Annotated in this window: 16 protein-coding genes; 6 read left to right on the forward strand and 10 right to left on the reverse strand. The window is 32.9% G+C overall.

Features of this window, described 5'->3' with window-relative positions:
- From Q0L29_RS00260 to Q0L29_RS00270, 3 genes are all read left to right on the forward strand, one after another.
- Positions 1-793 (forward strand): hypothetical protein (locus Q0L29_RS00260; RefSeq protein ID WP_296618254.1); only part of this gene is annotated, 793 nt, incomplete at its 5' end.
- A gap of 7 nt (positions 794-800) precedes the next feature.
- Positions 801-1,460 carry a hypothetical protein gene (locus tag Q0L29_RS00265; RefSeq protein ID WP_296618255.1) on the forward strand — a complete coding sequence of 220 codons (660 nt, stop codon included), beginning with the start codon at positions 801-803 and terminating at the stop codon, positions 1,458-1,460.
- Positions 1,461-1,501: 41 nt separating this feature from the next.
- On the forward strand, positions 1,502-2,527 hold the full coding sequence (locus Q0L29_RS00270; RefSeq protein WP_296618256.1) for a hypothetical protein: 1,026 nt from the start codon (positions 1,502-1,504) through the stop codon (positions 2,525-2,527).
- 70 nt (positions 2,528-2,597) lie between these two features.
- Here Q0L29_RS00270 and Q0L29_RS00275 read toward each other — a convergent pair whose 3' ends face one another.
- Entirely contained in the window at positions 2,598-3,314 is a 717-nt protein-coding gene (locus Q0L29_RS00275) for a TIGR04283 family arsenosugar biosynthesis glycosyltransferase (protein WP_296618257.1), read from the reverse strand.
- Positions 3,315-3,368: 54 nt separating this feature from the next.
- Between Q0L29_RS00275 and Q0L29_RS00280 the strand changes: the two genes are divergently transcribed.
- Positions 3,369-3,671: a hypothetical protein gene (locus Q0L29_RS00280; RefSeq protein WP_296618258.1), complete on the forward strand. Its 303-nt coding sequence runs from the start codon at positions 3,369-3,371 to the stop codon at positions 3,669-3,671.
- Here Q0L29_RS00280 and Q0L29_RS00285 read toward each other — a convergent pair whose 3' ends face one another.
- The 5 genes from Q0L29_RS00285 to Q0L29_RS00305 all read right to left on the reverse strand — a co-directional run bounded on the left by Q0L29_RS00285 (position 3,672) and on the right by Q0L29_RS00305 (position 7,785).
- Positions 3,672-4,397, reverse strand: a complete 726-nt coding sequence (locus Q0L29_RS00285; RefSeq protein ID WP_296618259.1) for a DUF3307 domain-containing protein — start codon at positions 4,395-4,397, stop codon at positions 3,672-3,674. It lies immediately after the preceding gene.
- Positions 4,394-4,993 (reverse strand): SatD family protein, encoded by a 600-nt coding sequence (locus Q0L29_RS00290; RefSeq protein ID WP_296618260.1) that lies wholly within the window; start codon positions 4,991-4,993, stop codon positions 4,394-4,396. Before Q0L29_RS00290 ends, Q0L29_RS00285 begins: the two co-directional genes overlap by 4 nt.
- A 214-nt stretch (positions 4,994-5,207) precedes the next feature.
- Positions 5,208-5,399, reverse strand: coding sequence for a hypothetical protein (locus Q0L29_RS00295; RefSeq protein ID WP_296618261.1), 192 nt, complete (start codon positions 5,397-5,399; stop codon positions 5,208-5,210).
- A gap of 273 nt (positions 5,400-5,672) precedes the next feature.
- Positions 5,673-6,647, reverse strand: coding sequence for a hypothetical protein (locus tag Q0L29_RS00300; protein WP_296618262.1), 975 nt, complete (start codon positions 6,645-6,647; stop codon positions 5,673-5,675).
- Positions 6,595-7,785 carry a DUF4221 family protein gene (locus tag Q0L29_RS00305; RefSeq protein ID WP_296618263.1) on the reverse strand — a complete coding sequence of 397 codons (1,191 nt, stop codon included), beginning with the start codon at positions 7,783-7,785 and terminating at the stop codon, positions 6,595-6,597. The genes Q0L29_RS00300 and Q0L29_RS00305 overlap by 53 nt, the downstream gene beginning before the upstream one ends.
- A 535-nt stretch (positions 7,786-8,320) precedes the next feature.
- On the opposite strand from Q0L29_RS00305, the gene Q0L29_RS00310 reads away from it, so the two are divergent.
- Positions 8,321-9,334 (forward strand): hypothetical protein, encoded by a 1,014-nt coding sequence (locus Q0L29_RS00310; RefSeq protein WP_296618264.1) that lies wholly within the window; start codon positions 8,321-8,323, stop codon positions 9,332-9,334.
- A gap of 54 nt (positions 9,335-9,388) precedes the next feature.
- Here the strand turns inward: Q0L29_RS00310 and Q0L29_RS00315 are convergent, their stop codons facing one another.
- From Q0L29_RS00315 to sdaAB, 3 genes are read right to left on the reverse strand one after another with little or no spacing between them, the layout of a single operon-like run.
- Positions 9,389-10,729, reverse strand: a complete 1,341-nt coding sequence (locus Q0L29_RS00315) for an efflux RND transporter periplasmic adaptor subunit (RefSeq protein WP_296618265.1) — start codon at positions 10,727-10,729, stop codon at positions 9,389-9,391.
- Positions 10,730-10,731: 2 nt separating this feature from the next.
- Positions 10,732-12,162: a TolC family protein gene (locus Q0L29_RS00320; RefSeq protein ID WP_296618266.1), complete on the reverse strand. Its 1,431-nt coding sequence runs from the start codon at positions 12,160-12,162 to the stop codon at positions 10,732-10,734.
- Positions 12,163-12,178: 16 nt separating this feature from the next.
- On the reverse strand, positions 12,179-12,856 hold the full coding sequence (gene sdaAB, locus Q0L29_RS00325; RefSeq protein WP_296618267.1) for an L-serine ammonia-lyase, iron-sulfur-dependent subunit beta: 678 nt from the start codon (positions 12,854-12,856) through the stop codon (positions 12,179-12,181).
- Between the two features lie 93 nt (positions 12,857-12,949).
- Between sdaAB and Q0L29_RS00330 the strand changes: the two genes are divergently transcribed.
- Positions 12,950-13,771: an aminotransferase class IV gene (locus Q0L29_RS00330; RefSeq protein WP_296618268.1), complete on the forward strand. Its 822-nt coding sequence runs from the start codon at positions 12,950-12,952 to the stop codon at positions 13,769-13,771.
- 1 nt (position 13,772) lies between these two features.
- Here Q0L29_RS00330 and Q0L29_RS00335 read toward each other — a convergent pair whose 3' ends face one another.
- Positions 13,773-14,216 carry a type I restriction enzyme HsdR N-terminal domain-containing protein gene (locus tag Q0L29_RS00335; RefSeq protein WP_296618269.1) on the reverse strand — a complete coding sequence of 148 codons (444 nt, stop codon included), beginning with the start codon at positions 14,214-14,216 and terminating at the stop codon, positions 13,773-13,775.
- Positions 14,217-14,288: the final 72 nt, after the last annotated feature.

Raw genomic sequence — 14,288 nt, forward strand, 5'->3', positions numbered from 1 at the left:
TATTAGCTCAGGGGAAATCATATTGAAAAACAAGAAGTTAGTAAATAATTCTAAAAAAATAGAAGATGAGTTTTTTGTGGAGAAATCTATGTTTGCGATGGGGATGTTGGGAAGACAAGAATTGCAGCAAAATCAAACTTTCTACCTCGACAACAAATCGTTTTTCTCCGACAATGAATTTAAGAAGAAAGACCTCAAGGTTGATTACGGTGATGGAAACGGATTTATTGACCTCAAACCCGGTACTTATTACTCTGTAAATTATCAAGATCAGGATTCGGTTAAAATCATTTTTTCTCATGAGGATAAAATGCAGTCCCACTCTAGGTATTTTCAAATCAGGAAAAGTACATCAAATAGAACTATAGAGGAAGGAGGGGACTTTACAGATCCTATCACAGCAGACGATAAATATTCACTTTCATCCAATTATGCTAGCGGTATTTTGACTTACGATTATGGGGAATCTTCTAATAAAAAGCTGGATAAACCTATTTTGATAGTGGAAGGTTTTGATGAGACAGATTATGTCAACCCTTCAACGCTTTGGATATGGGAAAGAGATAAGCCGAAAGATTATAATTCTTTTTTGCAGAAGAAGTTGTTTGAGGTTCCCATTTTACTCAATAGGATAGAGTCAAATGGCTACGACATTGTCCATTTAAATTTTGATAAATCTACGGATTATATGCAAAATAGTGCTTATTTGGTACAGAAAGCAATTAAGGAGCTGAAAGCTCATACGGAGCGTGAGGAGGATATAGTCATTATGTTTAGGAGGTGTCATAGCTAAATATGCATTGGCAGACTGGGAAAAACGGTTTTCGGAAGATCACGAAGTACGACTAAATGTTGCTTTTGATGCAGGTTTCGATGGCAATAATGCACCCGTTGGCGCTCAATATATGATTGAGCATTTAAATGATATGCGAATTTCAGGTGTTAATCTTCATTTCTTATTTCCTACTTTACTTGATATTAAAAAATTAATTGAAACGCCAGCTGCTCGGCAAATGCTCTCAGTACACTATAGAAATGATCTTTCGTTAAATCAATCTTTCTTTAATGAACTGAATAACTTAGGATATCCAAAGCTGTGCCGAAATGTTTCCATATCGAACGGTGATAGAATTGACAACAGACCCAATTTAACGCCTGATGAATTTATAATTAATAAAGATAGGGGTGTTTTTGAAATTGTATTGCCTGGTTTATCGGAAGGGTTTTTATTAGATATTCCGAAATGGGGATTATTTACAAGGACTCTAATTCAAATTAAGTCTCTTAATAATAATAATCTAAACACTAATGTTTATGAAGGTAGATACTGGAATGTAAATCCCTTTTTATTTATTTATTTGGTTTCGGGACGTGACAGCTATCACTCAGGTAAGGCTTCTTATTCAACTTCTGCAGGAGGATTGTTTTTTCACCTGATAATGTTTGGACTAATTTCTTAAGGCAAGTAACTTTTGTTCCGACAGCGAGCGCATTAGACGTAATGAACCATCAAAATCCTCAGATTTACCAAAATATTAGCAACTCTACTTATAACATGTGCGAAACACCTTTTGATAGTTGGTATGCGGCTCCGGATAATGAGGCTCATGTGGAATGGAATGACGGTAACTCTGAATTTCTCTGGAACGAAATTCAAAGATATAATCAACCTTGTCAGGAAAAAATGTGTGATGATGTTTACATAGCCGGCTCGTCTAAGGTCTGTGGCACTCAAACCTACAGCATAGTGAACAGACCCGCAAATAGCTCAATTTCCTGGACCTCAAGTAGTAATATCACGATTACCTCTGGTAATGGTACGAATTCTATTTCCATTAATAAAAATGGTTCTGGTTCCGGTTACGTTTCAGCTAGAATAGTGAAATCTGGTTGTGGAACAGCTAGAATTACAAAAAATATTACGATACCGTCTGGGAGTAATTCCAGTATATCGATTAGTGGCCCAACATCGGGCTATGAAAATAATTTATTAAACTATACTTTATCTTCAATTTCAGGAGGAAGTTCTTACAGTATGACGGTTAGTAAATATTCAGGGGGTTGTTTTTCCAATTGCTGGACAATATATACTAATTCTAGCAGATGGCTCGATATTGCCTTCACTTCTCCCGGAACATATCAGATTACAGGTTCAGTGTATAACGGGTGTCAAACACTAACAACTTATAAATATATTACAGTGAGCAGTTCCTCGGGTGGAGGTGGATGTTTAGCTACATTAGAACGCGAAGGGTCAAATCCAACATCAGGAGATATGACTTATAAGGTGATAGAGCCTATTGAGCCATGTGTTGCATATACAAGTACTTCAAATGTTACAGAAGACAAATACTCATCAAAAAGCACATATTTTTCAGTTATAGACGCAAAGGGGTTCAAAGTTATACAAGGGGAACTCAAAAAGAAATCATTTGCGTTAGATATGAGAAAATATCCAAAGGGGCTTTATGTGGTTAATGTCTATTGGAAGGGACAATTGATGACCGATAGATTGATCAGAGAATAGTTGATTTGTATAAATCACTTTAGAAAGAATTATGAATGATACTGAAGCTCCTGTATTAATGGGACTTTTTTTAAGCCTTCGGATGCTTTATCAATTGAAAATACTTTTCCTTCAAAATCTGCGGATGAAGGCCATTCATAAACATGCGGTAAATTTTGAGATTTGCTATGTTCACCTGCCAATAGCTATTTTCCTTATATTTTCGAGCAGACACTAAAACTGATTTAGGTATAATGCCAAACCTATATTTTTTCCATAGCCTTTTGATTAGCTCGAAATCTTCCATCACTACATATTCTTCATCAAAGCCATTATTTTTTTTGAAAACATCTTTTTTGATGAATAAAGTTTGATCTCCACCTCTACACCATAGCACTTTAAAGCGGGTGAAAAAGGAATTTACAGCCAGAAAAGGATGATTTGAATCGAATTTGAATCTGTAACAACCAAAATCATATCCTTTTTTGATGAAATTTAAAATGTCTGTGGCCAAAGTTTTAGGAGGTTGTGCATCTGCATGCATAAAATATAAAATATCACCAGAAGCTATTTTTGCTCCTTCGTTCATTTGATATGCCCTGCAAGCTTCTTTACAGGAAATTATTTCAGCCCCGCTTTTATTTGCGATAGAAACTGTTTCATCCTCACTTTTAGCATCACAAACCATGATTTCGGCTATGTGATCTTTTCCATTTTTCTTTAAAAACTGGAGTAGTTCCCCAATATTTTCTGCTTCATTGAGTGTCGGAATAATGACACTTATTTTATTATTATAGCTTTCTGGCATCTGTAATTTAAAATAATGCGTATTTACGTTCACATAACTTACGAAATAACAATAATGAAAAGATTTAGCCTTACACTATTTAGTTTTTATTTACTTTTTGTCGGCTTCCATAGCTTGGGACAAAGCAAAATTAGCAACGAGCCCAATGAATTTGTACAATTAAGTATGAATTTGATTGCTGCAGTTAAAAATGATGCGGATTACCAAAAGTATGTCAATGAATACAAAGCTTTACCATTGGATAAACTAGCTAAATCGTTGGATACAGATAATAAAACCAAAGCATTCTGGATCAATACATATAATGCTTATGTTCAAATTCTTTTAACGGAAAATCCCCAAGTACTAAAAATTTGATTAAATGTAATGAATTTTCCCACTAAGAAAATTAAATAATAACCCAATCAAAATAGCAAAGCCAAAGCTCAGCAATGTTCCAATTAGAATATATTCCGTGAGCTTTCGATCTTTTGCACGGGACAAATCACCAAATCGAAATACAGACTTGGCCGCAATTAAAAAGCCTATGGCTTGCCATTCTACCATTACTACAAAACTAAAAACGAATAATCTTTCCAGCATACCAATGTATTTTCCGGCTTTTGCCAAAGAGTCATTATCGGAATCTTCCGGTAAATCCCATTTCGACATGATGACTTTTATTAAAACCGCTACTCCATAAGAGAGTAAAAGAATAGTTAAAAAGAAAAGCCAAACATCATTAGAAAATTGAAAACCGAAGCTCAATTGTTTTGGGTAATAAAACCAAGTTAAACCTAAAGTCACAGCTAAATGAGCCAATTGATCCAATGAAAATAATAATCTGCTGTTAATACTTTTATCAAGATATATTTTGATAATATCAATTATATAATGACTGATGGGTATGATAAGAAAGGCCAACAAAAATCGGTCATTGAACTGTAGTAAAAGCAAAAGCAAAACGGCATGGATAGCAATATGTAAATAAAGGAATTTGGATTTTACTTTCTTGAATTGTTTGTCTTTTATCCAATGGTCAGGTTGTAATACAAAGTCACCTAATACATGAGCAATTAAGGTTTTGAGGAGAAATGAAATCATAGGAGTTGAATTTGTTTTTTATAATATTCCAATATCTTTTGAAGGCTGTCATAGCCACTTCTGTCCAAAGATGCACTGATGGTACTTTGCGTTTTTTTTAGTTGTTCAGCAATTTGAATTTGATTTTTATGAGGATTCTCGATGCTTGCCTTTATAACTTCAGCCTGACTTGTAGTCCATTTGTCTGCAATAAAAAGTACTAATTCAAGCATTATATTAATAGACTCATCCCAGTCGACATCATTTGATTTAATAGCGAGATTACTCTTTTTAAGAGACTCAAAACATAAGCCTGAATTTTGATAGGCAGTACCGTTTGATTCTGATATTTTTTCGGATATATAATCTTCCTTTCCGACTCCAATCCCCATTCTGACGTCTTTGTTTTTAATTTGTTTGATGGCGGCTTTAATATGGAAAGAGGCCAAGATAGCTTTTTCAACAGGGAGTTTTAACTGAAAGCTGTCCCCTCTATAAATTTCCCATTTTTCTGGACTACTTCCATATTGATTTAAAACTGATTTAAGTTCTTTCAACCAATTTGAAGAAGCCTTTTCAGTGGAATTAATAATGTCTCCTGTTATGACTGCTATCATTAGAATGCTTTATATCTGATGTAAATATCGTCATTATCATCGATAAATACAAATATCGATATTTTTATCGATAATACCTAATATTGATGTATTTGTCGATATTTAATGTTATTGATAGAAACGTCAATAAAAAACTTATAACATTTGATTAGAAAGATTTAGTGGAGAATATGTTTAAACATATTTAGATTAGTTTTTCGGCATTTCAATATATCTAATATTGTTCTAGTTCATTGAAATAATCGTAAATTTCATTTATTTGATTGTCGCCAATTTGCTGATAATGAATAGGGATTTCATTTTCAAAATGTATAATAATTGGTTTTCCTAAACCAAGTTCATAGAACTGGGCTTTGTTTTCTTTGTCAAATAAGGTAAAATGATTTTTATTTATGGAGTTAATCATACTCTGATGTAAAGTTTTTGATGATTCTCCTATCAGGATAATTTTGAATTTTTTATTTTGTTTAGGGATTTTAAGAATTTTAAATTCTTGTCAACACAAGGAGAACAGCTGTATAATGGAACAATATAGTAGATTTGATTTGTTATTTTCTTATTAAGATCATGTATATCACTCAAATAATTTTTAAAATCCTTTTCATATTTATACTTAGATTCAAGTTTAGAATCACAAGAAATTAATGAGACGAAAAATAATAATATGAAAATGGATAAATTAGTTTTTATTGATAATAACTTCATCTAATCTGATAATTTCTGTTTTTGAGTTTGTTTTATTATTTAAATCGATAAAGTAAAAGCAAGTATCCTTATCATCATCTAATTTTCTGAAGTATGCCTTTTCTTTAAATACTTCTATTATTTTTTCTTCCGTTTTTAGTAGAAATTTTAATTCATTTTCTTCTTTATCATATAGGTATAATTCGTTCATAGATTTTTTAAGATTATGAATAAAATAGATTTTATCGGTATCTCTATCGATTTTAGCATACCAAGTTTCTTTGTTTTTATCATCAATTTTTGGGAATGAAATAAATTTAGTCTTATAAGTTCTCATATTAAAATTAAGAAGAGTATTCGCTTCTGAATGATTGATTAATAAGTTATCTTTTTTATACAGTTGAAAATCAGCTAAATGACTCATGCCTTCATAATAACGTGATTTCAAAATCAAAGGCTTATTAATTATAACATGCTGCGAATCTTCAGGATTGATCATTTCATATTGATAAATACTATGTTTTCTTGGCGCATTTGTATTCGGTTTAATACCAACTATTAGATTATTGACTTTGGTTTTCATTCCCATTTCATACTGGTCAATTAAATAATTAGCGGGAATCTCCTCGGTTATGAAAAATTTATTATTCTCAATAGCAACCACTAATCCTTGATTCATGTAAGACACTGAAACAGTAGTGTCATTAGAAACTGATATCCCCATAACACTTCCCCATTTCCGATTACGGATTAAAGTATCGGTTATTAAGCCATTATTGTTTGCGAGTACAATAAATTCACCTTTTTCGGGTCGAATGAGGGTGTTATCTGTTAATCGAACAATATTTTTCATATCAGCATTTGCTCTACAAAAAAATAATTGACCATCAGATACTTTGTCTAATTGTGCAAAGCAACTATTTTGAAAACTTATCCAACGAGATAAGATTAAAATTAAGGAAGTTTTCATCGTTATTTTCATTAAACGGGTTATCAGTACTAATTAAAAGCCCTTTGCGTGAAGGTATGATTAAGTGAGGATTATAAGTGTCTTTTGGTAATCTAATGATATCTAAAGGCTTATTATCTCTATAAATAATTAATGCAAATTGTGCATTATAATGTTTGTTTAACAATCCATCTAAATTTCTTTTTTCTTGGGAGAATTTGACCAAACGAATTAATATATTCCTAAAATTATCTTTCATAATTCCGAAATATCTACCGCTCTGCATATAAAACTGTTGATTTGAAGGAAAATCGTTGATGTCTATTGGAACTGATTCCGGCAAATCTAACAGATCTGTACCAAGGCAAATTTGAGATATAGAATTATTCTCAATAATATTTATTTGTGGACTTAAAGGAAAGCTGATGTAAATTTTATTGTCTATATAGTCATAAGCAGGTTTTTGAAACCAAGGAAACCAGTTCCTATTCTTGAATTCTGTCACGTATTGATCTGGATACTTTAAATCATCAACGCTACCTATCGTTTTATCACTTAGCTTGAAATACGATAGGTATGGAATTTCAAAAAATTCTTTATCATCAGGGTAAAAGTACCTAGGTGAAATATTATAATACCAAATTTGTTTTTCTTTGGGGTCATAAAAGGGTTGAGCTGAAGTCATCCATCCTGCAGCCTTAAATCTATCTTTTGCATACCACTTATTAATATTGTTAGCTGAAGTGTCAGTTAAATAGAATGTCAAAGGATTGGCTTCATTATGTAAAAAAATAGAATCAAAATTATGTACGTAAAAGTTTATGGCACCCTCGTAAGAGTTGGGCCCTTCTAAAGGTAAGTCAACTCTTTTTATGAATCTTTGATGATTTAAATCATATATCTCAATGGATGCTGGATTTGTATTAGATTGATAGTCATTAAATCTAAATAAATATTGAGTTCCATTAATTACTTTAATCTGAGAACTAATATTTTGATCGGAAGTAGTATTGCTAATTTTTATTTTTAGGCTATCAATAATTATCGGTGAGAATTCTTCAAAAGTTTTATGATTACATTCATTTTCAGTGTTTTGATTATTGCAAGCTATTGATATAATGAATATTACATTTATTAACAGTAATTCACTTATTTTCATTTTATAGAAATTGAAAACTGGGATTATTAATAATCCCAGTTTGATTGTAAAAAAATAAGGTTTAGAAGTTACATAAACCTCTACCTAGACCACATCTTGCTGATCCATCGGAATTCGTGCCGTTATAAACTCTAATAAATTCAAACCACTTTTTTGCATTTACCTGTGAACTTTTGTTTTTGATGGTACAAAAGTAGACCCAACAGTAATTGCCATTACAACTACTAACATAATAAGCTTTTTCATAAGACTTAATTTTTAGGTTGAAAATAAATTTTGGGCAAGCACTTTTTTTTTCTTAAATTTCAAAATAATTAACTAAATATTATTTAGGTTTAAAAAAGTTAAACCTATTACATTAGTACTTTATAAAAATTCGAACCTTTTGAAAATTTTTATTTATTATTCTGTCTTATTGTTCATAATACCAATAGGACTTTTCTCCCAATCCTATTCCAAGCAATCCAAAATCCATATCTCTGCTTTTCCCGGTTTCAGTAATCACACAGTAGACGAGATATCCAATCATTACAAATTGTCACTGAATCTAACATCGGGAGTTACAGGAAGTGTGAGAGGTATTGAGTTAGGTCTTATTTCCAATTATAATTATGAAAAGTTTCAGGGTATTCAGTTCGCTGGTTTTGCAAATGTATCAGGAGTTAATAATAAGCTAAATCCAAAGGAAAAATTAGAGAATACTTTTAAGGGCTTTCAATTTGCAACTATAGCCAATAAAACATTTGGTAATGGGGCAGGGGTACAAATTTCTACTTTTAATACGGCAGCATCAGTTTTTACAGGTTTTCAGTTAGGCTTTCTGACCAACAAGTCTAGATATTTGGAAGGTGCTCAAATAGCAGGTTTAATCAATTCATCTAAGATCGGGATGGTTGGTTTTCAGATCGCTCCCTTATTCAACTATTCTGATGGGCAGACCAATGGCTTGCAACTGGCCTTTTTCAATTATGCGAGAACCGCTGGTTTTGGTCACGAATTCAGTAATTTATTAAGCGATACCTGGCAGATTGGCTTAATAAATTTCAGTAAGGTCAATAATGGAAATCAAATAGGGCTCATAAATATTAGTGGAAAGAATAACGGAGTGCCTTTAGGTTTGCTGAATATTGATGCAAGCGAAGGTCGTTTGAGTTTCAGGTCAACAGATTTGTTTTTATCTAATATTTCTATAGGAACAGGAAGTCGTTTTTTTAATAATATGCTACAGTTTGGCTACAATTTCTCCATCAATGGATTGCCTGTTTGGGGAATATCTTATGGCTTAGAGAAGGAGTGGAGCGACCCTGAAAAGACAAAGTTTATATCAATTAATGCAGCGATATGGCAACAAAAAGCAAAAAGTATAAAGTTGTTAAAAGGCCCTAGAATATTAAGATCGGAACTAATCTATGGTTTTAAAATCAGTAAATACAGATATTTGGAGATAGGTGCAGCTATAAACTATAAATTAACGTCAGTAGAAAATCAAGAATCTTCAATTATATCAATGGGGGATTTATTTCCAGGTATTGTATTAGGGATACAATAAAAAATGGCAGCTAAAAATTAGCTACCATTTAAATATTTACAATATTTATACCTATTATTCTTTTTGCTTTTCTTTTCCTTTATTCTTCTCTTCTACCAAATCCCCATCTTTCAAAGTTTTGGAAATAGCCAAGAAAGGACCTCTCACCACTTTTTGTCCAGCAGTTAAACCTACCTTTATTTGAATGAATTCAAAATCGCTGATACCAGTTGTGACTTCTGTCATTTTCACAGTATTATCATCTTGTACTATGAAAACTACTTCAGATTCTTTTTTAGGCTCTCTGTCTGTTGCTACTTCGCTTGAGGTAGAATCTTGCTTAATTTCAGGAGATCTTAATGTAACTGAAGACAAGGGAACTGTTAAAATATCCTTTTTAGTTTCAGTCATAATTTCCACACTGGCTGTCATACCTGGTCTGAAAGGAGAATCGCCATCTTCCTTAATTAAATCTTCATAAGAAGAATTCAAGATTTTTACTTTTACCTCAAATTCAGTTACGGCATCTTGAGAAGATTTTTCGTTGGCAGTATTAGCAATAGCGGTTACAACTCCCTTAAATTCTTTTTCCATATAAGTATATGAATCCACTTCAATATTTGCGGTATCTCCAATGCTTATTCTGATGATATCATTTTCATTCACATCAACACGAACTTCCATATTGTTTAAATTGGCAATACGCATCATCTCTGTTCCTGCCATTTGTTGGGTTCCAACTACACGCTCACCAAGCTCAACGCTTAGTTTTGAAACAGTACCATCCACAGGTGAATATATGGTTGTTCTTCTCAAGTTCTCACTAGCTTCATCTACAGTTGCCTGACTACTTTTAACGGTATAACTTGCTGCCAAGACATTTTTTTCTGAAGCTACTTTGTCATTTTCAGCTACCTGATAATTTGCTAAAGCAGATTCATAATCTGCAGTCGAAATTACCTTTTGCTCATATAATTTCTTCTGACGTTCGAAAGTTTGCTTTGCTTGAGTAAGTTGGGCTTTTGCTCTTTCTAAAGAAGCTTCAGCTTGTGCTAAAGAAGCTTTTTGTTGGTTCAAGTTAGCTTTCGCTCTTTCTAGTGCACTCTGAAAATTATCAGGTCTAATTTTTACCAATAAGTCTCCTTTATTTACTGGATCACCTTCTTCCACAGCCAATTGAGTAATTTCTCCTGCTACATCAGGACTTAATTTTACTTCCACTACTGGTTGAACTGTTCCACTAGCATTTACTTTTTCTATGATGGTTCTTTTTTGTACCTCTTCTACTTCAACAGCGGTAGAAGGTGGTTGACCTATAACGCCTGTTTTTTTACCAATAATTGCTGCTATTATTAAGACAATAACAACTGCAATCAGGATATAGATTGGTTTTTTAGATGATTTTTTCTTAGCCATGGTTAAAAGTTTAATGGTTTCCCTTGATAAAAGTCCAATACTTTAAGTTTGAAAATGTAATCGTATTTTGCTCGAATGAGATCTGATTTTACTCTTTCGAAATCATTTTTTATTTGCGTGAATTGAACTGCATCTATTGCGCCAAATTCTATTCTTTGCTCCGCATTATTAAAACTTAATTCAGAAGCTTCAAAACTATTTTTCAAGGCCTCGTATGACTTAGCTGCTGCTTTAACATCCAAATAGGCTTGCTCGATAGTCTGTTGTAATTGGTTCTTAGCGGAGGTTAGTTGGTATTCAGTTCTTTTGTGTCTAATGATAGCTTGTTGCACATTGTTTTTAACCTGGAATCTATTAAAAATCGGGATATTCAAACTTAGACCAACAAATCGTCTCTGGTTAAAATCCAATTGATTCCAATAGGTGTTTTCAGTAAATTCAGATGGAACTTCTTGTTGCGTAATCACAAGCTCACCTGTGTTTTCTACAACTCCGATAGGTCGGGTGATCGTTATGTTTTCAGAACCTAAAACTGGAAATTGTTCTGGTGCGGCATTTGAATAATTTGTTCCTATTCCAGCATTTAAACTTAAAGAAGGATAATAACCACTTCTTGCAACCCCAATTCCTTTTACTGCACCTTCCTTTCTATATTCCGCTGCTTTTATAACCGGTTGATTTTGCAATGCATATTTGTAAACATTGGAAGAAGACTCCATTAATTCACTGACTGTAGGTTCAGGTAAAACAGGAATCTCAATATCAAAAGCTTGATCAGCAGGTATTTGTAAGGCTTGCTTTAATAGTAAATAAGATATATCCAAATTGTTTTCAGCTCGTACAACTTCCAGTTCATCATTTGCTTTTTGCTGCCTGATTTGTAGTAAATCAGCTTGAGCTAAAGCCCCCATTTCTACCTGTTTAGCTACTCTGTTTTCTTGGCTTTCAGTTGTTTCTAGTCTAAGTTTAGCGGTCTCTAATAACTCCTTATTAAAAAGAATATTAGTATAAAATGTAACCACATTTAATGTGATGTCATTTTCAACACTTTCTAAATCTTTTTTTGCTGCTAGTTGGCCAAATTGGTCCCTTTTAATACTGTTATATCTTTGTCCGCCATCAAATAAAGGTAAACTTGCATTAAGACCTGCATTCTGCGAGTTAATTCCTCTATCAATAATAGTGTTAGTAAAAGGATCAATAGAACGACCTGTTGAAGTATTTAATCCCAGACTTCCGTTCACACCTGGCAAGTTACTCATTTTGGAGCCAAACAAATTGATTTCTGCATTTTCAACATCCAGTTCTGATTGCTTTACTTGCAGATTATTTTCCAAAGCATAGTCAACGCATTTCTGTAATGACCATTTTTCTTGTCCAAAGGAGCTGAATCCTATGGATAAGAATGTAATCACAATAAATATTCTAAGCATAATTTTAGTTAATAGTTTACATATCGATATCCGGAATGTAGATAACATCTATTACCCAATCCAGATTTTTAAGGTATTCTAGAGAAATAGTTTTTAGTCCAGTGTCCATTTCAATTGCCAAACAGGCTATGTCATTTTTTCCTTTTCTTGAAACGCTCATAGTGGCAATGTTTGCTTTATCATTACTGATGATATTTGAAATGAAGGCTATACTGCCTTGAGTGTCTTTGGCCGTAATAATTAAAGTGTGTAATGCGGCAGAAATGTTGGCAGTAAATCCATTTACTTTTGAAATATTAATTACTCCTCCACCTAAACTTTCACCAATTACTTCTACTTTCCTTTCTCCTTTGGTTAAGTTTAATTTGATAGTATTGGGATGGTATGTTCCTGCACTTCCAATGGATTTGAAAGTATATTTTAACCCTGCTTCTTCGGCTAGTTCAAAGGCTTGTTTAATACGGATGTCGTCCGTTTTATAATTTAATAAACCTGCTATTATAGCTTTGTCGCTTCCATGACCTTCATAGGTTCTAGCAAATGAATTGTAAAAGGTGACGGTTGCTTCATCAGGAATCCCACCTAAAACTTTAACAGCTGCGCGCGCAATCCTTACTACTCCTGCGGTATGTGAACTCGAAGGACCTATCATAACGGGACCAATCATATCAAAAATACTACTTCTTTCTGCCATTATTTAAAATAAAACCCAATATTAGACAATTATTTGCTCTAGTAAAAGTATAATTGATGAGTGGAAAATGGAAGTTTTAAAAGCGAAATTAGCATGATTAACTACAATGGTAATTTAATCCCCTCTGGTTCAGCGAGTTTAGAGGTGTCAAATCGAGGTTTTCAATATGGAGATGGAATTTTCGAAACAATAATTTTCAGAAAAAAGGAGATTATGTTTTTAAATGAACATTGGGAAAGGATTTTAGAAGGGGTAAATGATTTAAAAATGAAATTGCCTTTTACAAAAGAAGAACTGAAAATTATTTTGTTTGATTTATTGGAGGTGAATGGATTAATGGGGCAATCAGCTAGAATGAAGCTCTATATCTGGAGAAAGACAGGCGGTTTATATGCTCCAGAGAATCTCGAAACTGAGTTTTTGTTAACTTCCGAGCCATCTCAAAGGAAAAAGATACAAAAATTTGAAAAGGTAGGGATTGCACATACACTTTACTTGCAAAAAACAGCCTTTAGTCATTTGAAGACTATTTCTGCCTTGCCTTATGTGATGGCTGGGGTGGAGAAAAAAGAGCGTAAACTGGAAGAAATTATATTGTTAGATCAGGATGGTTTTGTAGCAGAGGCTTCCTCTTCTAATATTTACTTTCTCGATATCGAAAATCGTAAAATTTATACACCATCCTTGCAATGTGGTTGCATCAATGGAGTAAGTAGAAGGTATTTATTCAAACATGCAAAGAGATTTGATCTGGAAGTCCAGGAGGTGATATGGCGACCTGAAGAATTAAGCTCAAATTTATCCATTTTCACTATTAATGTGGCTGGAGTAAATTGTATTCAGAAAATATATGAAATAAAAATGGGGGATGGCTCAGAAGGAATAAAGTTATTGGAAGAGATTTTTAAGTGGTGATTTATAAATCCGAAAATTCCGGAATATGCTCCTCAAAAACCAGTTCTTTCGCATCTGGTCTAAAGCAGTAATGCTCCATTCCATTGGTGATTATCATATATTTAGCCTGAAATTGACTGTAATAATTCGCAATTTGTGAAAACGTATTATCTGTGATTTTTATATTTGGAGCTTTACATTCTATTAAAAGAAGGGGTTCCATTTTACGGTTGAAAACAGTTAAATCAGTCCGTTTTTTTCTTTCGTGATATTGTAATCCTGATTCTGTCTTGATTAATCCGGCTGGGTAATTTTTATGATGAATTAAAAATTGCAAAAAATGTTGCCGGACCCATTCCTCAGGTGTTAAAACCAAAAACTTCTTCCTGATGGCATCAAAAATATGTATCTTGCCATCCATTTTACGCAAGTTTACATCATAAGGCGGAAGATTTAATTTTTGCATTGGTTTCGCTTAAATTTGTGGCAATTTAGATTTAATTATAGACAAAAAATAAAGTTTAACTAAACCTGACAG

Source organism: Marivirga sp. (assembly GCF_024636815.1).
Taxonomy (GTDB): Bacteria; Bacteroidota; Bacteroidia; order Cytophagales; family Cyclobacteriaceae; genus Marivirga.